Source organism: Aeromonas sp. EU05-FHT14A05, assembly GCF_058791175.1.
Map to the genome: position 1 here is coordinate 64,746 of NZ_JBYTDH010000015.1, position 16,971 is coordinate 81,716.

The 16,971-nt window shown below is 62.1% G+C and carries 23 protein-coding genes and 1 tRNA gene; 18 read left to right on the forward strand and 6 right to left on the reverse strand.

Features of this window, described 5'->3' with window-relative positions:
• Positions 1–66: 66 nt before the first annotated feature.
• Together AC3WR3_RS18210 and AC3WR3_RS18215 are read right to left on the reverse strand one after the other, a co-directional pair.
• Entirely contained in the window at positions 67–1,026 is a 960-nt protein-coding gene (locus AC3WR3_RS18210) for a lytic murein transglycosylase (RefSeq protein ID WP_492292725.1), read from the reverse strand.
• On the reverse strand, positions 1,026–1,304 hold the full coding sequence (locus tag AC3WR3_RS18215) for a YcgL domain-containing protein (protein ID WP_139438357.1): 279 nt from the start codon (positions 1,302–1,304) through the stop codon (positions 1,026–1,028). The genes AC3WR3_RS18210 and AC3WR3_RS18215 overlap by 1 nt, the downstream gene beginning before the upstream one ends.
• A gap of 106 nt (positions 1,305–1,410) precedes the next feature.
• On the opposite strand from AC3WR3_RS18215, the gene minC reads away from it, so the two are divergent.
• The 6 genes from minC to AC3WR3_RS18245 all read left to right on the forward strand — a co-directional run bounded on the left by minC (position 1,411) and on the right by AC3WR3_RS18245 (position 5,109).
• Positions 1,411–2,130 (forward strand): septum site-determining protein MinC, encoded by a 720-nt coding sequence (gene minC / locus AC3WR3_RS18220; RefSeq protein WP_492292728.1) that lies wholly within the window; start codon positions 1,411–1,413, stop codon positions 2,128–2,130.
• 18 nt (positions 2,131–2,148) lie between these two features.
• Positions 2,149–2,961 (forward strand): septum site-determining protein MinD, encoded by an 813-nt coding sequence (gene minD, locus AC3WR3_RS18225; protein WP_005331693.1) that lies wholly within the window; start codon positions 2,149–2,151, stop codon positions 2,959–2,961.
• Between the two features lie 2 nt (positions 2,962–2,963).
• The gene (gene minE, locus AC3WR3_RS18230) at positions 2,964–3,233 is read left to right on the forward strand and encodes a cell division topological specificity factor MinE (protein WP_010674646.1); all 270 of its coding nucleotides are present in this window, start codon (positions 2,964–2,966) and stop codon (positions 3,231–3,233) included.
• Between the two features lie 177 nt (positions 3,234–3,410).
• Positions 3,411–3,737, forward strand: a complete 327-nt coding sequence (locus AC3WR3_RS18235; protein ID WP_202045519.1) for an HI1450 family dsDNA-mimic protein — start codon at positions 3,411–3,413, stop codon at positions 3,735–3,737.
• A 53-nt stretch (positions 3,738–3,790) separates the two neighbouring features.
• The gene (gene mtgA, locus AC3WR3_RS18240; protein WP_492292770.1) at positions 3,791–4,498 is read left to right on the forward strand and encodes a monofunctional biosynthetic peptidoglycan transglycosylase; all 708 of its coding nucleotides are present in this window, start codon (positions 3,791–3,793) and stop codon (positions 4,496–4,498) included.
• 287 nt (positions 4,499–4,785) lie between these two features.
• Complete coding sequence (locus tag AC3WR3_RS18245; RefSeq protein WP_005331685.1) at positions 4,786–5,109, forward strand: HI1450 family dsDNA-mimic protein; 324 nt, start codon at positions 4,786–4,788, stop codon at positions 5,107–5,109.
• A gap of 45 nt (positions 5,110–5,154) precedes the next feature.
• On the opposite strand, the gene AC3WR3_RS18250 is transcribed toward AC3WR3_RS18245, so the two are convergent.
• Both AC3WR3_RS18250 and AC3WR3_RS18255 read right to left on the reverse strand, forming a co-directional pair.
• Complete coding sequence (locus tag AC3WR3_RS18250; RefSeq protein WP_492292731.1) at positions 5,155–5,466, reverse strand: DUF1289 domain-containing protein; 312 nt, start codon at positions 5,464–5,466, stop codon at positions 5,155–5,157.
• 1 nt (position 5,467) lies between these two features.
• Complete coding sequence (locus AC3WR3_RS18255; protein WP_492292733.1) at positions 5,468–6,343, reverse strand: CvfB family protein; 876 nt, start codon at positions 6,341–6,343, stop codon at positions 5,468–5,470.
• Positions 6,344–6,613: 270 nt separating this feature from the next.
• Between AC3WR3_RS18255 and AC3WR3_RS18260 the strand changes: the two genes are divergently transcribed.
• From AC3WR3_RS18260 to AC3WR3_RS18275, 4 genes are all read left to right on the forward strand, one after another.
• Positions 6,614–7,846, forward strand: a complete 1,233-nt coding sequence (locus AC3WR3_RS18260; RefSeq protein WP_492292735.1) for a UPF0149 family protein — start codon at positions 6,614–6,616, stop codon at positions 7,844–7,846.
• Between the two features lie 150 nt (positions 7,847–7,996).
• On the forward strand, positions 7,997–8,467 hold the full coding sequence (locus AC3WR3_RS18265) for a MarR family winged helix-turn-helix transcriptional regulator (protein ID WP_005331665.1): 471 nt from the start codon (positions 7,997–7,999) through the stop codon (positions 8,465–8,467).
• Positions 8,464–8,652: a DUF4250 domain-containing protein gene (locus AC3WR3_RS18270; RefSeq protein ID WP_492292737.1), complete on the forward strand. Its 189-nt coding sequence runs from the start codon at positions 8,464–8,466 to the stop codon at positions 8,650–8,652. The genes AC3WR3_RS18265 and AC3WR3_RS18270 overlap by 4 nt, the downstream gene beginning before the upstream one ends.
• Before the next feature lie 161 nt (positions 8,653–8,813).
• Positions 8,814–8,990 (forward strand): hypothetical protein, encoded by a 177-nt coding sequence (locus tag AC3WR3_RS18275; RefSeq protein WP_492292739.1) that lies wholly within the window; start codon positions 8,814–8,816, stop codon positions 8,988–8,990.
• An 85-nt stretch (positions 8,991–9,075) separates the two neighbouring features.
• Here the strand turns inward: AC3WR3_RS18275 and AC3WR3_RS18280 are convergent, their stop codons facing one another.
• A complete protein-coding gene (locus tag AC3WR3_RS18280; RefSeq protein WP_025326879.1) occupies positions 9,076–9,663 on the reverse strand; it encodes an FMN-dependent NADH-azoreductase in 588 nt (195 codons plus the stop codon).
• Between the two features lie 226 nt (positions 9,664–9,889).
• On the opposite strand from AC3WR3_RS18280, the gene AC3WR3_RS18285 reads away from it, so the two are divergent.
• The 5 genes from AC3WR3_RS18285 (at position 9,890) to AC3WR3_RS18305 (ending at position 13,734) form a co-directional block, all read left to right on the forward strand.
• Entirely contained in the window at positions 9,890–10,780 is an 891-nt protein-coding gene (locus tag AC3WR3_RS18285) for a DMT family transporter (protein WP_139438374.1), read from the forward strand.
• Positions 10,781–10,853: 73 nt separating this feature from the next.
• Entirely contained in the window at positions 10,854–12,032 is a 1,179-nt protein-coding gene (purT, locus tag AC3WR3_RS18290; protein WP_492292742.1) for a formate-dependent phosphoribosylglycinamide formyltransferase, read from the forward strand.
• Between the two features lie 18 nt (positions 12,033–12,050).
• Entirely contained in the window at positions 12,051–12,365 is a 315-nt protein-coding gene (locus AC3WR3_RS18295) for a hypothetical protein (RefSeq protein WP_492292744.1), read from the forward strand.
• Positions 12,366–12,587: 222 nt separating this feature from the next.
• On the forward strand, positions 12,588–13,247 hold the full coding sequence (hxpB, locus tag AC3WR3_RS18300; protein WP_404838418.1) for a hexitol phosphatase HxpB: 660 nt from the start codon (positions 12,588–12,590) through the stop codon (positions 13,245–13,247).
• 283 nt (positions 13,248–13,530) lie between these two features.
• Complete coding sequence (locus AC3WR3_RS18305) at positions 13,531–13,734, forward strand: CPXCG motif-containing cysteine-rich protein (RefSeq protein WP_342058437.1); 204 nt, start codon at positions 13,531–13,533, stop codon at positions 13,732–13,734.
• A 494-nt stretch (positions 13,735–14,228) separates the two neighbouring features.
• Here AC3WR3_RS18305 and AC3WR3_RS18310 read toward each other — a convergent pair whose 3' ends face one another.
• Entirely contained in the window at positions 14,229–14,849 is a 621-nt protein-coding gene (locus AC3WR3_RS18310; RefSeq protein ID WP_492292746.1) for a riboflavin synthase subunit alpha, read from the reverse strand.
• Positions 14,850–14,985: 136 nt separating this feature from the next.
• Between AC3WR3_RS18310 and AC3WR3_RS18315 the strand changes: the two genes are divergently transcribed.
• The 3 genes from AC3WR3_RS18315 (at position 14,986) to AC3WR3_RS18325 (ending at position 16,970) form a co-directional block, all read left to right on the forward strand.
• On the forward strand, positions 14,986–15,192 hold the full coding sequence (locus AC3WR3_RS18315) for a YaeP family protein (RefSeq protein WP_005324956.1): 207 nt from the start codon (positions 14,986–14,988) through the stop codon (positions 15,190–15,192).
• 151 nt (positions 15,193–15,343) lie between these two features.
• The gene (locus tag AC3WR3_RS18320) at positions 15,344–16,723 is read left to right on the forward strand and encodes an MATE family efflux transporter (RefSeq protein WP_492292749.1); all 1,380 of its coding nucleotides are present in this window, start codon (positions 15,344–15,346) and stop codon (positions 16,721–16,723) included.
• 170 nt (positions 16,724–16,893) lie between these two features.
• Positions 16,894–16,970 (forward strand) — tRNA-Val (locus AC3WR3_RS18325).
• Position 16,971: the final 1 nt, after the last annotated feature.

Sequence of the window (16,971 nt, forward strand, 5' to 3'; positions counted from 1 at the left end):
CTGTTTCGCTCCTTTCCCGCTCTGACTTCGCTTTTATTCCACTTTTATTCCGCTTTTATTCCGCTTTTATTCCACTATCCGATCCGCCAGGGTGCCGACCGCCACCACGAAATAGGGGGAGCGGTTCCAGTGGCGCAGCACCCGATAATTGTCATAGGCAAGGTAACTGCGGCCATGGACGTCGTCGGGGCGGATGAGGGAGGCCTGCATGTCGGCGTTGGGCAGCGGCGAGCCATCCAGTTGCCGCACCCCGAGCGCTTGCCAGACCGACAGCGGCTTGCGCTGCTCCAGCCCGAACAGGGCAGGATTGAGGGCCTCAGGCACCCTCACCCGCCGTCCCCAGGTCTGATCCTCGCGCCAACCGTTCTGGTGCAGATAATTGGCTGCCGATCCAAACACATCCGCGAGATTGCCCCACAGATCCTTCCTGCCATCTCCGTCCTGATCGACCGCGTATTTGAGGAAGGACGAGGGCATGAACTGCACCTGCCCCATGGCACCCGCCCAGGAGCCTTTGAAGGCGGCGGGGCTCACGTGCCCCTGCTCTATGATGCGCAGGGCATCGAACAGCTGCTCCTTGAAGAAGGCTTCCCTTCGTCCTTCCCAGGCCAGGGTCGCCAGTGAGGAGATCAGCGGGAAATTACCGGTGAGTTTGCCGAAATTGGTTTCTATGCCCCACAAGGCGACAATAAAACGGGGCTGCACCCCATATTCATCACCTATTTTCGTGAGCAACGGCAGATGCTGGCGATATAAGGCCCGGGCTTGCTTGACTTTCCATTGGGGCACGGCGCGGGGAATATAGGAATCCAGGGTCAGTTTGAATTCCGGCTGATTTTTGTCGTGCTTGATGGCCGCCTCTATGAGGCGAATATCGGCAAAGGCGGCCGTTACCGTCGCAGGCTGGATGCCGGCCGCCAAAGCCTGCTGTTTGAGACTCGTCACATAATGGTCAAAATCGACGCCAGCCTGCAGGGGCGCACTTAATAGTGCGCTCAACAATAACAGTGCCAGCCGACCCTGCATCAGCGGGTGCCCTTTATTTGTGCCTTGTGCTGCTCCAGCAGATTTTCCGGCGGCGGGGGCACCTGCAGGTAGAAGCCCTGGCTCTGCAAGGCCGCCATCACCCGCTCGGTGGAGGCGATCCCCAGGGGCTTGGCCGGGTCCAGCTTGGTCATCAAGACCAGCTCGGGGCGTCCGAAGGTACTCATCAGTGCCTCTGGCACGCGGGAAAAGTCCTCTCTTCTTTCAATAAAGAGATAGGTCTCGGCTTTTTTGCGACTTTTATAGACTGCACACAACATGGAAATTGATATAATCCGACGGGTTCATTGCCTCTGGTGGTGGCAAACTATAACATCAGGAATTGAATAACAATAACGTATTACCGTCTCGGTTCGGGGAAGATTCATGGTTGAACGCGATAACGAATTGAAAGGGACCACCTTCACTATTTCTGTGTTGCATCTCAGCGATGGCAATCCGGACCGGATCCGACAACTGCTGGAGGCCAAGGTCGCGCAGGCGCCCCAGTTTTTTAATTGTGCCCCCCTCGTCCTCAATGTGGAACGCCTCAGCGAGATCCCCGATTTCGAGCAGCTCAGGGAGCTGGTCGAGTCGGAAGATTTCGTGCTGGTCGGCATCACGGGGGCGCGGGATGAGGTGATGAAGACGGCGGCCAAGGCGGCCGGGCTGGCCGTCATGGTGTCGGGCAAGAGCCGCAAGGCCGACCCCGAACCTGTGGCGCCAGCGCCTGAACCCGTTGAGGTGGCACCGGTCACCCCGGTTCAGGCTCCCCTGGAGCCGAGCAAGGTCCACGTCGGGCCGGTGCGCTCCGGCCAGCAGATCTATGCTGCCGGCACCTCCCTGGTGGTGCTGGGCTCGGTGAGTCCTGGCGCCGAAGTCATCGCCGACGACAGCATCCATATTTATGGCGCCCTGCGTGGCCGAGCCATCGCGGGGGCCAAGGGCAATCCCCTTGCCCGCATTTACTGCCAGCAATTGCAGGCCGAGCTGCTCTCCATCGCGGGCACCTTCCAGCTCAGCGATGCACTGCCGGCAGGCCTGATACAAGAGCCAGTCCATATCCGGCTGGACAACGAACAACTCCGAATAGACCGCATCAAATAGAGTTACAAGGAAGCGAGAATGGCGCGAATCATAGTCGTTACATCGGGCAAAGGTGGCGTTGGCAAGACCACAACCAGCGCGGCCCTGAGCACCGGCTTGGCCCAGCGTGGCCACAAGACAGTGGTCATCGATTTTGACATTGGCCTGCGAAACCTGGATCTCATCATGGGCTGCGAGCGGCGCGTGGTGTATGACTTCGTCAACGTGATCAACGGTGAGGCCAACCTCAACCAGGCCCTCATCAAGGACAAGCGCTCGGAAAACCTCTTCATCCTGCCCGCCTCCCAGACCCGGGACAAGGACGCCCTGACCCGTGAAGGGGTCGAGAAGATCCTGGATCAGCTGGCGGAGATGAAGTTTGACTACATCGTCTGCGACTCCCCCGCCGGCATCGAGTCTGGCGCCCTGATGGCGCTCTACTTCGCCGACGAGGCCATCGTCACCACCAACCCGGAAGTCTCTTCCGTGCGCGACTCCGACCGCATCCTCGGCATCCTGGCCTCCAAGTCCCGTCGCGCCGAGCGCGGGGAAGACCCCATCAAGGAGCACCTGTTGCTGACCCGCTACTGCCCGACCCGCGTCAGCCGTGGCGACATGCTGAGCGTGCAGGACGTGCAGGAGATCCTGGCCATCAAACTGCTCGGGGTGATCCCGGAGTCCCAGGCGGTGCTGCGCGCCTCCAACTCGGGGGAGCCGGTCATTCTGGACAAGGAGTCCGATGCCGGTCAGGCCTATGAGGACGCCGTCGCACGCCTGCTGGGCGATACCAAGGATTTTCGTTTTCTGGAAGAAGAGAAGAAGGGCTTCTTTAGCCGACTGTTCGGGAGTTAAACATGTCATTATTGGATTATTTTCGTTCCAACAAGAAACAGAACACCGCACAACTGGCCAAAGAGCGGTTGCAGATCATCGTTGCTCACGAGCGTTCATCCAGAGGGGGGCCGGATTACCTGCCCCAGCTCAAGCAGGATATCCTCGACGTGATCCGTAAATATGTGCAGATCGATCCGGACAAGATCACCGTCCAGCTCGATCAGAAGAGTGACGAGCTGTCGGTGCTGGAGCTCAACATCACCTTCGCCGACGACCAGAAGAAGGGATGAGCTGACGCCCCATGCGTGACCCTTTTCCCCAGTGAAGACCGGATCCTTTGTCAGGATCCGGTTTTTTATTGCCTGGCGCAGAGGCATCTCGCCAAGGCGAGCGGGGCCAGCTAGAATACTGCCCGCCCCTCGGCCCTGCCGACGGGACCTCTCCCTCTCATCTGGAACACAGCTCTTATGCCTTTGAATGACGAAATGCACAGCGTCGAGGAACTGCTCGATACCGCCCTCGAACTCTTCATGGAGCTGGCCTCGGACAACCTGCCCGAGCAGGAGATAGCCCTGTTCAACCAGGCGTTCAACGACCGCGGTCTGCTGGCGGAGACCGACCCCGCCGATGACTGGGAAGCGGACGTGGGGTTTGCCGTGAGCGATGCCGAGTACGCCGAGATCTGGGTTGGCCTTGGCAATGCCGAGCAGGAGTATGAGCACCTGTTCGCCCGCATGCTGCTCTCCCGCCGTGTCGACGAGAAGTTCTGCCACATCGAATGGCTGCCCCAATAATTCCGGATCCCGACGATCCCGGTCACTATGAGTGGGACTCAGAGCCTGAGCCCGTGAGACCGACGCGCTGGCGCCGCCTGCTGGGCTGGCTCGGCAAACTGCTGCTGGCGGCGCTGGTCAGCTCCATCGTCTCGGTGGCGCTGCTGCGCTTCATCGATCCCCCCATGTGGACCTGGCGCCTCGAGCGGGCCCTGTTTCCGCCCGCCAAGGTGGCCCAGGTCAAGCACGACTGGGTGCCGCTCGAGCGCATTTCGCGGGAGTTGCAGCTGGCGGTGATCGCCGCCGAGGATCAGCGCTTCGCCGATCACAACGGCTTCGACATGGACGCCATCAGCTCGGCCCTCAAGCACAACCAGCAGAGCCAGCGGGTGCGCGGCGCCAGCACCCTGAGCCAGCAGACGGCGAAGAACCTCTTCATGTGGAGCGATCGCAGCTTCCTGCGCAAGGGGATAGAGGCCTGGTTCACCCTGCTGATGGAGCTGGGCTGGGACAAGTCCCGTATCCTCGAGGTGTATCTGAACATAGTGGAGTTCGGGCCCGGCATCTATGGCGCAGAGGCCGCCGCCAGGCACTACTTCGGCAAGCCGGCGGCGCGCCTGACCCGCTACGAGGCCTCCTTGCTGGCCGCCGCCCTGCCCAATCCCTGGCGCTACCGGGTCAAGCCCCCCTCGCCCTATGTGCAGCAGCGCTCGGCCTGGATCCGCCGTCAGATGGGACAACTCGGTCAGATCACCCTGAACCGGGTACACGAGGCCGATTAGGTTCGTCGACGGGATCGGAGGCCGGCCCCAGATGGCCGCCAACGACCTCCCTGTGCAGCGGCAGATAATGCCACCACCAGGTCTCCCGTCGCCGCTTGATCTGCCGCCTGTGCTGTCGTCGCTTCATGCTGTCCACATGCCTCTTGATGCCGCCCGATGGCGGCGGCTCTGTTAACCTTATCCCCTGTTTCGGCCATTTGACAGCACGGGATTGCTGGCCTCACGCGCTGGCCGCCATCCCCAATAATTGGTAAAGTGGCGAACCTGGACGTATCTGGAGTGATTTCATGGAACAACGTAGCCCGGATCAGCTGGTCGAGTGGGCCTATGATCAGTTTCTGGAGCAGGCCGCCGACATGCTGGCCCCCGAACAAATCGTCGACATCACCCTCGAATTCGAGCAGCGTGGCGCCGTCGAGGCGACCCTGCCCAACGCCGACTGGTCGACCGAGCTCGGCGTGCCGGTCGACATGGAGCGTTGGGCCGAGGTGTGGGTCGGCTTGCTGGATCATCAGGAGGAGTTCGAGGTGATCTACGCCACCTTCCTGCTGCCGCGGGATCAGAGCGAACACGAGGTCCATGTTCGCTGGCACCGCCAGCAACAGGCATAAGAAAAGGCGCCCCTGGCGCCTTTTTCGTCTCTGCGGTTCATCCCTTCAGGGGCGAGCCGCGATGGCATTGGCCAGACAGCGACGGCACCAGCAGGCGCTCGCCTCGCTCATGGGCAGCGCGGGCAGCTGGCTGCACCAGCAACGCGCTATGGGTTCACCGGCGGAGACGGCGCAAAACGCCGGCTCGCCGCATCCCGGGCACTGGTGGGTTCGGCGCGTGCCATCCAGCTCGGCCATGCGGGCCAGCTGGGCCTCGCTGTCCATGGCGGACCACTGGCCTATCTCGGTCAGGGTGCGGCCGCAACCGAGACAGAGCCCGTCCTTGGCCCGGCAGTCGCCGATGCAGGGACTCGGCACCTTATTCGCCGTCCTGCGCCGTGCCGGTCTGTGCGGCGACCAGGGTGATGCAGTTGTCTTCGATGACGATCTTGCCCTGCTTGTAGAGCCCGCCGATGGCCTTCTTGAAGGTGCCCTTGCTCATGTTGAACATCTTGTAGATGAGCTCGGGTTCGCTCTTGTCCCCCACCGCCAGGCTGCCGCCCTGCTTCTGCAGGCGGGTGAGAATACGGCCGCCGGCATCATCCATCCGATCCTGCCCCGGTTTTTGCAGGGTCAGATCCAGCTTGCCATCCTCACGGACCTGCTTGACCCAGGCGGTCAGCGGTCGGCCCGTCATCAGGCGGCCGAACACCTCGTTCTTGAACAGCATGCCGGAGTACTGGCCATTGACCACGGCCTTGATGCCGAGGGGGGTATGTTCCCCCGGCAGCGCAGTCACCTCGTCACCGGCCTTGAAGGGGGGATCGACGCGCAGGAAGCGCTCCAGGCGGCTGGTGCCCACCATGCGCCCCTCGTTGTCCAGCATCAGGTGCACCAGGTAGACATGACCCACCTGCATCGGCTTGTTCTGCTCGCGGCTTGGCACGAACAGATCCTTTTTCATGCCCCAGTCGAGGAAGGCACCGATCTTGTTGGCGTTGACCACCTTGAGGCCGACGATGTCACCCACCATGGCAAAGGGCTTGTCGGTGGTGATCACCGGCTCGCAATCCGCGTCCAGATAGAGAAAGACGGACACCTCGCCATCTTCGGCGACGCCTTCCGGCAGCTGGCGCCTGGGCAACAGCAGCTCGCCATATTCCCCCGCGGCCAGCCAGGCGCCTCTGTCTTCGAGCTCAACGATGGTGAGGGTGTTCATCTTGCCAATCTGTAACATGGTGATCTCTTCTTTCAATATCCGGATGGGCCTGCAGTTCATGGCCCGTAATAGTGCGCATCGCCCCTGTCGCCGGCTGAGGGAGGACAAGGGTTCAGGTTTTTCATGCAGGCGCGCATGTTACCCCAGAGCCGTGACAGGACCTAGTCCCTTGCCCGTTCCCGCGCAGGATTTTCACTTCCGGGCGCCCCCATACTGGCGATAATAGCAGCACTCGGTCGCCCCTTGGCTGCAAATAACCCCACTTTTAGGTAGACTTCGCGGCCGTCCAATCCAGAGGAAGCGTCGATGAACCCAGCCACTCGTACCCGTCAACTCAATCAATGGATCCAGAGCCACAGCCAGCAGGACATGAGTTACCCGGCCCTGCACGGCTTCCTCTGCGCCCGCCTGACGGGGCCGACCGCTCCTGACTGGCAAGATCCGCTGGCCGGTCTGCTGCCCCATGACACAGCCCTGGACGAGAAGAGTGCCGAGGCGCTGCATCACCTGATCGCCGAGCTGGAGGCCCAGGCCGACGACGCCCAGCTGGCCCTGCCGAGCCAGTGCCGCCTCTCTAGCGAGACCCCGGAGCAGGTCTTCGAGCAGAGCCACCCCCTCGGCCAATGGAGCTACGGCTTCAGTCAGGGGGTGGCCCGCTGGCCCACGCCGACGGATCTGAACGATCCCGCCACCCGCTACCGCTTCAGCCTGGTGGCCGAGCTCTGCCTGTTCCGTGACAGACCCATGGCCCAGATGCTGCACCAGGCCGCGGCCAGCGAGCTGCCCTTCCTCGATTTTTGCAAGCGGCAGCGCCAGCAGATGAAGACGGCCCTCAACCTCCTGCTGACCCTGGATCAGGATGGGGCGCAGCATGAAGAAGAACCGCTTCTCGACAACGAACAGACCCGCCAGTGGCAACAGTGGTTCGAGCAGGCGGCCCAGTGCCGCGATCCCCTCGCCCGCCTCTCCTGGTTTGACCGCATCATTGCCGATGCCAGCGCCCTGTTCGACGAGGCCTTCTGGCAGCAGCACGCAGGCCGCGGCTGGCACGCGCCCGAGGCCCGTCCGCTGATCGCGGCCCAGGCGGGCCGGGCCGATTGCCTGCTGCGACTGGGGCAGCAGGAGCAGGCGCGCCACGCATACCTGGCCCTGCTCGAGCTTTGTCAGGCCGACGAGCCCGGTTGTCGTCATCCCCTCTCCAGCCTCTATGCCTGGCAAGGGGATTGGGCCGCCCTGCAGGGCCTGCTGGTGCGCTTCAATGAAGCCTCCTGCTGGCTGCGCTACAACAAGGCGCTGATGGTGTTTGCCACCCAAGGCGAGCAGGCGGCGCAGCCCCATCTGGCCGCCGCCCTTGACGCCAACCCCCATGTGCCCGCCACCCTGCTGGGTCAGCGCAGGCTGCCCAAGCAGGAGCCCCGTCACTGGCAGGGGGGAAGTCGCGACGAGGCCGCGCTCTATGCGCTCCAGAGTCGCGAGGCCTGGCTTGCTCATAATGCCTTGATCTGGCTGCGTAAAAGTGTAAACAACAAGGCCAGTTGAGACCCAGGCTGCCGGATCCGTGACGCAACACGTGCGCAAACGCACATTTTTCTGGTGCCCGTTCAGACAAATGCCCTTGTGTTACGTATCATCAAGGTCAAAGTATCAAGAGAAACTGCACCCGATGCAGCCGCCACAGCAGGATGTCATATGTCGAAGATCATAGAGCTGCTCGCGCACTATCCCCCCTATCAGCTGGTCCATGCCGCTGAAATGGTGCGCGATACCTTTGAACAGTTTTACCAGCAGCGGTACCAGCTGACGGTGCCTCAATGGCGCCTGATGATGGTGCTTGGCCCCCACTACCCCATCAGCCAGAAAGAGCTGGTGGAGGCAAGCGGGATGGACAAGGTGCGGATCTCCCGCGAGATCCACCGTCTGGTGGAGAAGGGCATCCTGTTCACCGAGAGCAGCGCCCAGGACAAGCGCATCAGCCTGGTCTCCTTCACCCCGGCGGGGCTCACCCTGTTCCAGCAGCTCAAGACCGAAGCGGGCAGCTGGCAGCACACCCTCACCGACTATCTGCCCGCCGAGGCGCGCCAAAGCATACGGCTGCACCTGCAAAGCGTGAGTGACGCCATCGAACAACTCCACCTGCTGGACAGCGAGCAACAATCATGACACTCACCCGCTTTGCCACCATGGACGTCAACATGCTGCTGAGCATGGTCAACATGCAGCTGCGTGATCATTACGCTGATCTGGACGATCTCTGCCGGGCGCAGGATCTCGACAAGGAGGCCCTGATCGCGCGGCTGGCTGGCGGCGATTTCCACTACCAGCCTGATCAAAAGCAGTTCAGATAGGGATCCGGATCACAAGCTGTCTCGTGGCGCTGGCCGTGGCGGCAAAAACTGCTAAGGTGAGAGGCAACCGCGCTGGACCATGAGCCTGAGGTATGGATACATCAGGCTGTCACAGACGGCGGTTAGCCTTAATTTGCTCACCCTCAGCCAAGGACGACACCATGATCCTGACCCGACAGACCAGCCTGATCATCATCAGCGCCCTCTTCACGATCAGCCTCTTCTCCCCCCATCTGCCCCAGAGTACCGAGCAGTGGCTCAGCAGCCTGCTGCTGGGAGCCCTGGTGGTGGTCTGTCTGCTGGTCGGCAGCGGCTGTCGCCGCTTCATCTGGGATTGAAGAGTGGTGCCCACCATCTGAAAACAACAACGCAGCCCGATGGCTGCGTTGTTGTTTCTGGCGCTGCCTGAGCAGGCAGGCGGCATCAGTATGCCAGGGTTTCCAGCTGCTCCTTGGCCTGCTCTATGCCCTTGGCCTGCGCCTCGGGACCCATGCCCATGCCCTCGGCGTAGATGAAGTCCACCTCGTTGATGCCGATGAAGCCCAGCACGGTGCGCATGTAGGGGGTCACCAGATCGGTGGGGTTACCCAGGTGCAGGCCGCCGCGGGGGCTGACCACCAGGGCACGGGTGTTCTCCACCAGGCCGACCGGGCCGGTCTCGGTGTAGCGGAAGGTGACGCCGGCACGGGCCACCAGATCGATCCAGTTCTTCAGCTGGGTCGGGATGTTGAAGTTGTACATGGGAGCCGCGATGATCACCAGATCGCTCGCCTTGAGCTCGGCCACCAGCTCGTCGGACTGGGCCAGCACGGCCAGCTGACGCTCGTTGAGGTTTTCACCGCCGCGCAGGCCCATGGCCAGCTCGCCGTCGAGCACCGGCAGGTTCAGGGTGGCCAGATCACGCACAGTGACGCTGTCACCCTGGCGCTCTGCCAGGTAGCCGTCGATCAGGGCGTTGGATTGGGAATACTGGCCCAGGATGCTGGACTTGAGAACGAGGATATTGGCCATGGTGAAACTCCATTTGGTTGTCGGTTGAACAGCTGTGCTGTCGATGGAGGTCACTATAAAGATTGAGGTTCAAGGCGGATAGCGAAAATAGATGCTCAAGTTATTCAAATATTTTGATGCTTGCGCACTTAGTCGCCAGCGAGGTACTCACCAAGCACCCCGGCCTTGGCAGAACAAACGATTGCCGTTATGATCCGCCGCACTTTTTTTAAGTGACCCGGATCCCATGGCACCCTCCCGCAGGCACTCCCCCTTTGCCGGTGCAGTCTGGATGATGGTGGCAGGCCTCTGCTTTGCCGCCGTCAACAGCCTGAGCCAGTTTGTCAGCTTCAAGCTCGGCCTCCCCTCGACCCAGGTCGCCTTTCACCAGTACCTGGTCGCCCTGATCTGCCTGCTGCCCTGGCTCATCCGCCACGGCCTGCGCCAATCCCTGATGACCAACCAGCTGCGGCTGCACCTGCTGCGGGTCGCCCTGGCGGTCATCGGCATCCAGTTCTGGCTCTGGGCGCTGGCGGTGCCCGTGCCCATCTGGCAGGGCATAGCGCTGCTGATGACCTCCCCCCTGTTCGCCACCCTCGGCTCCGCCTTGCTGCTCAAGGAGCAGGTGAGCCGGGCGCGCATCCTGGCCACCCTGGCGGGCTTTGTCGGGGCCATGCTGATCCTGGCCCCCTGGACCGATGACTTCAGCTGGGCCTCCCTGCTGCCGGTGGCGGCCGCCCTGTTCTGGGCCGGTTACTCCCTGCTGGTGCGCTATCAGGCGGCGAGCGAATCGTCCCACACCATAGTGGTCTACCTGCTCATCTTCAGCACCCCCTTCAACGCCATGCTGGCCCTGCCGGAATGGCAGTGGCCAAGCGAGACCCAGTGGCTGCTGGTGGCGGCCTCCGGGGTGCTGTCGGCCCTGGCCCAGATGTCCATCGCCCGCGCCTACAGCGTGGCCGAGGCCTCCTTCGTGCAACCTTTCGATTTTGCCAAGCTGCCCATGAACGTGCTCGCGGGCTGGCTGGTGTTTGGCTGGGCGCCTCCCGGCCGATTGTGGCTCGGCGCCGCCATCATCATAGGCGCCATCACGCTGCTGACCCATCTGGAGCAGCGCGCCCACAAATCCGTTTCCTGAGGTACGCCATGCGTGCCTCTTTTTTTACTCACTCGGGTCAGCAACCCTGACCATGGACATCAGGAGAGATCAGATGTTTGGAACCGCCACCCGCCCCGCTGCCACCCGTGCCCTGCTGCTCGGCTCAGGCGAACTCGGCAAGGAAGTCGCCATCGAGCTGCAACGCCTTGGCATAGAAGTGATCGCCGCCGACCGCTACGCCAATGCCCCTGCCATGCAGGTCGCCCACAAAGCCCACGTGCTGGACATGCTCGATGGGGCCGCCCTGCGCGCCCTGGTGGTCGAGGTCAAGCCCGACCTCATCATCCCCGAGATCGAAGCCATCGCCACCGATACCCTGGCAGAGCTTGAGCAGGAAGGGGTCAGGGTCGTGCCCAACGCCCGCGCCACCCAGCTCACCATGAACCGGGAGGGGATCCGCCGCCTCGCCGCCGAAGAGCTGGGCCTTCCCACCTCCTCCTACCGCTTCGCCCAGAGCAAGGAGGAGTTTGTCGCCGCCGTCGAGGCCATCGGCCTGCCCTGCGTGGTGAAACCGGTGATGAGCTCCTCCGGCAAGGGCCAGAGCCTGTTGCGCGACCTTGCCAGGCTGGACGAGAGCTGGACCTATGCCCAGGAGGGGGGCCGCGCCGGCCGTGGCAAGGTGATAGTCGAAGGCTTCGTCCCCTTCGAGTACGAGATAACGCTGCTCACGGTGCGCGCCGTGGACGGCATCCACTTCTGCGATCCCATAGGCCATCGTCAGGAAGAGGGTGACTACCGCGAATCCTGGCAGCCCCAGGCCATGAGCGAGCTGGCCCTGGCCCGCGCCAGAGAGGTGGCGGCCAAGGTGGTCGAGGCCCTGGGTGGCCATGGCCTGTTCGGGGTGGAGCTCTTCATCAGGGGTGACGAGGTGTGGTTCAGCGAGGTCTCTCCCCGCCCCCATGACACCGGCATGGTGACCCTGATCTCTCAGGATCTCTCCGAGTTCGCCCTGCACGTGCGCGCCATCCTGGGGCTGCCGGTCGGCACCATCACCCAGTACGGGCCGAGCGCCTCCGCCGTGGTGCTGCGGGAAGGCCACAGCCAGAACATCCGCTATCAGGGGATTGGCGAGGCGCTGGCCCTGGTGCCGGGCGCCCAGCTGCGTCTCTTTGGCAAGCCCGAGATCGCCGGTCGCCGCCGTCTCGGGGTGGCGCTGGCCCGTGGGCAGGATTGCCTGGATGCGGTGGAAAAAGCCAAGGCCGTGGCCGCCAAGGTCAATGTGCTGTTATGAACCAAATAGGTATTAAACATGGGAAATAGTATCTGGGAAGGTATTGTAGTTGGTGGGTCTGGTGGTGCGATTGCAGGTCTCACTGTCTACGGGGTTCAATATCTCCATGAAAAGGTTCGTGAAGCCTGTGAAATGCGTAGAGTTAATACTTGGCTTAAAGAAAATTCAACAGGCGGTAAATGGCGTAGCACTAGGACAATTGCCAGTTGGACCAACCTTACCGAAGAGAGGGTTCAATATTTGTGCAGTAAAAGCCAAGAAATTAAACTTTCAACTGGTAAGAATGAGGGATTGTGGGGACACCGCGATTCAATAAACCTCACGGACTGCTAGACACATAACAAGCCACTCAAATTCGTTACGGCCACAAAATGCGTGACTCACTATGGCTCGTTTCGTTCGTCCTTTAGTTAGTGGTGCGTTCTAAGCTAGTTCGCTTTATCACGCAAAAACAAAAGTTTATCTGCGTGATCCGGCGCAAGGGGCAGGCGACTGCCCCTTTTCCATTGAAGCGCCGGGCTTATAATCCCCCTTCACCTATGTCAGGAGTACAAGATGTTAACTGCCGTGATCTTCGATATGGATGGTGTTCTGATCGACTCGGAACCCTTTTGGCAACGGGCCCAGATGGCCGTCTTCTCCGAGCTGGGCCACTTCCACACCGAGGAAGACTGCAACTCCACCATAGGAGTGCGCATCGATCAGCTGGTGGCCCACTGGTATCGCCTGCGTCCCTGGAGCGGCCCGACCCAGGAAGAGGTGGTGCAGCGCATCCTGGATCAGGTGATAGCGCTCATCCTGCAGGAGGGTCAGCCCAAGGCTGGCGTGCTGGAAGCCCTCGACCTCATCGAGGCACAAGGGCTCAAGATCGGGCTCGCTACCTCCTCCCCCTTCACCATGGTGGAGGCGGTGCTCGGCAAGCTCGGCATCCAGGATCGCTTCATGGCGGTCCACTCCGCCGAGGTAGAGCGCTTTGGCAAGCCCCACCCGGATGTCTATATCCACGCCGCCGAGAAGCTAGGGGTCGAACCTGTGCACTGTCTGGCCATCGAGGACAGCTTCACCGGTCTGCTGGCAGCCAAGGCGGCGTCCATGCAGGCGCTGATAGTGCCGGACCCGGCCCTGGTCGGCGACCCTCGTCTGGCCATCGCCGATCACCAGCTGCGTTCACTCGCCGAGCTGGATGCCGACATGCTGGCCCGCTGGGTCAAGTAGTCTACCAAGGGGCGCTTATCGTTCCATGCGCCCTGCCCTGGCCGGCGACCCCCGTCTGGCCATCGCCGATCACCAGCTCGCCTCCTTGGTCGAGCTGGATGCCGACATGCTGGCCCGCTGGGTGGCTTGATTCCACAGGGACCAGGGGTACGCCGGGTCAGACCTTCAGGGCTCGGCGCAAACCCTGATCCCTGTCATAAACGTGCGCCCGCTCGCGGTTGCGCCGCCTCTTGCCGACTAGAATCAGGGAACAGAGGCGGCCCAAGGGCCCGAGGAGGTCACCATGATCGAGTACACCAGCAAGCGCATCGTCTGCCCCCACTGCGGCCACCACACCCGGGTCGAGCTGGATGCCAGCCAGGGGGATCAGGAGTTCTACGAGGACTGCATGGCCTGTTGCAACCCCATTCACCTGAGGCTGCATAAGGACGAAGCACGCGACTGTCTGCAGCTGTTTGTGGATGCGGACGACGAGCAGATGTTTTGATTGCCTTTCGCTGACCAGGCAAGCGAGGGGGACTGGAGCGACGCCATGCCGCCCCTCCCTGCTTGCCTCTTCCCAGATGCCTGAGTCCCTTAACTGCGCGCCACATTCCCCCATAAAGAAAAGCCCCTCGGAGAACCTCAAATCATCCTGAAGTTCGCCAAGGGGCCTTGTCGCTTATGTGATGGTTGTCGGCTCATGGATGTGCCAGACACAGGAAGTGTAGGCCCGGTTTCATCCTTCGGCGAACCTCTGACGCTCGGGCTCCGTCAGCCACGGCAGGCCAAGGAGTTGGCTACCACACTGGGGAAGGCGTTTATCCTCGCATGCCGTTGAGCCCGTCATCTCGACGGGCGTCTTTTTGGCTCAGCCGCAGGAAGATGCGGGGCACTGGCCCATGACGGCATGGACTCTTGCCCTAAGCCCCGCCTTGTATTCACGGGAGAAAACAGGGCCCACTGCTGCTGGCCTGGCTTGAGATGGCGAGCCTGGATGGCTCAGGCCGGCTGGCGCGCCGCCAGCACCCGCTCCACGGTGTCGACGATGGCCTGGGTCTGGGGATCGATCTCGATGTTGGTGTGCCAGCCGGCTTTAACCCAGCCCAGGTTGGTGCGGGCCAGGGTCTCGGGAATGAGGTTGACGCAAAACTCGCTGCCGCGCACCTCGCCTATGGTCAGGCTGATGCCGTCGATGCCGATGTAGCCCTTGGTCAGCACGTATTTCATCAGCCCGGGGGCGAGGCGGTACCACACCTGGCGATTGTTGGGGGTGTCGATGACAGAGATCACCTCGGCCGTGCCCATGATGTGGCCGGACATGGCGTGACCGCCGATCTCGTCGCCAAAGCGGGCGGCCCGCTCCACGTTGACCTTGTCCCCGACCGCAAGGGCACCGAGGTTGGTCAGGCGCAGGGTCTCCTGCATCAGATCGAAGCTGACCAGCTCCCCCTCGATGCGGGTGACCGTCAGGCAGCAACCGTTGTGGGCCACGGAGGCGCCGAGCGCCAGCCCCTCCTCGCCCCAGGCCGGGCTCGGCATGCGGATCACATGGGTGCGAAAGTTGGGCAGCTCTTCGATGGCCACCAGTTCGGCGGTTCCCTGTACTATGCCGGTGAACATGTCTCGTCTCCACGCTGTAATAAAATTGTCGGCAGGTTACCCCCGGCCACAATGCAAGACAAGGGTGCCGGCTGACAAGGTGGGCCCCGATCGTTATAGTGACCCCATTCAATCCAGGCTTAAAGAGGAAACAAAAATGCAGGTATATCAATGCTGTGAAGCCATTCGCATCGCCTACAACCAGATAGGCTCCGGCGAGCAGGGCTATGTGCCCCAGGCCATCGCCGCCAGCATACGGGCGCTCAACGCCGTGGCGAGCGACGACAGGGTGCCTGCGGATCTGCGCGAGCAGGCCGCCTACGCCGCCGCCAACCTGCTGATCAGCGATCACGAGGACGCCTGATCCCGGGTAGAAATGCACCGCCAACCTTCCCCGTTGGCGGATTTTCAGGCTAGAATGACACCCCCGCGTTTTGTCTCCTCCCGGCAGGAGATAAAAGCCCCTCTCATTTACCCGTTCTTTTCTCTTTTATCTGATCCACTCGGAGGTGTCAGTGCAACGTTATTGGACCGAGGCGAAGCAGCTCGTTCGTCTAGCCAGCCCCATACTGGTGGCCCAGGTGGCCCAGATCGCCATGAACTTCGTCGATACCGTGATGGCGGGTCAGGTCAGCGCCGTGGATCTCGCCGCCGTGTCGGTGGCCTCCAGCTTCTGGCTGCCGATCATCTTGCTGGTGCAGGGCATCATCATGGCGCTCACCCCCATCGTTTCCCAACTCAACGGGGCCCGCAAACGGGACGAGATCCGCCCGGCCGTGCACCAGGGCTTCTGGCTGGCGCTGATGGTGACCCCCATCGCCATGCTGGCACTCTACTTCAGCCCGCTGGCGCTGCAGTTCATGGATGTGGATCCCGTGATGGCGGAGAAGACCGCCGGTTACCTGCACGCCATCCTGTGGGGCCTGCCCGCCTTCGTGCTGTTCCAGGTGCTGCGCAACTTCAGCGAGGGGCTCTCCCACACCATGCCTACCATGGTGATTGGCTTCGTGGGACTGGCGGTCAACATCCCCGCGAACTACATCTTCATTCACGGCCACTTCGGCATGCCCAAACTCGGCGGGGTCGGCTGCGGCGTGGCCACCGCCATCGTGCTCTGGGCCATGCTGCTGGCGATGATCGCCTACGTGAAGCTCTCCCCCCACTTCAAGAAGATCAACCTGTTCGCCCAGCTGGCGCACCCCAACGGCAGCCGGATCTGGCGCCTGTTTCGCCTGGGCTTCCCCATCGCCATGGCCATCTTCTGCGAGGTGACCCTGTTTACCGTGGTGGCCCTGATGCTGGCACCCTTCGGCGCCGAGACGGTGGCGAGCCACCAGATAGCGCTCAACTTCTCCAGCCTGGTGTTTATGCTGCCCCTCTCCATTGGCGTCGGCGTGACCATCAGGGTCGGCCACAGCATAGGGGAAGGCCAGCCGGATCAGGCCCGGGTCGCCGCCCGCACCGGTCTGATGCTGGGTATGGCGGTGGCCGCCGCCACCGCCGCCCTCACCGTGCTGCTGCGCGAGCCCATCGCGGGGATCTACACCGATGATCTCCAGGTGATCACCCTAGCTGCTACCTTGTTGTTCTTCGCAGCCATTTACCAGATCTCCGACTCGGTGCAGGTGGTGGCCGCCGCCGCCCTGCGTGGCTACAAGGACACCCAGGCGATCTTCTACATCACCATAGTCGCCTACTGGGGCATGGGGCTGCCCACTGGCATGATCCTGGGACTGACCGACTGGGTGGTGCCGCGCATGGGGCCCCAGGGCTTCTGGGTCGGCTTCATCGTCGGGTTGACCGGCGCCGCCCTCATGCTGGGGACGCGGCTGCGTCTCATCTATGGCCGCTTCGCGAGCCCGGAGGCCTGCACCGCGCTTTCCCGGGCCCAATAAAGGGCGCCACGACGCCGCTCAATGGCGCGGCTCGCCTGCAAAATCAACAGGCTGCGCAAGAACTGGGCAAACAGTCTCCTTTGTGCATGTCCCTTGTTGACAGCCTTTGGGGGCATGGGTAGTATGCCGACCACGCAAGCGACGTCGTGTTCGCTTGCGTGATGAAAAGCGGGTTTATAGCTCAGTTGGTTAGAGCACTACCTTGACATGGTAGGGGTCGTTGGTTCGAATCCAATTAAACCCACCAC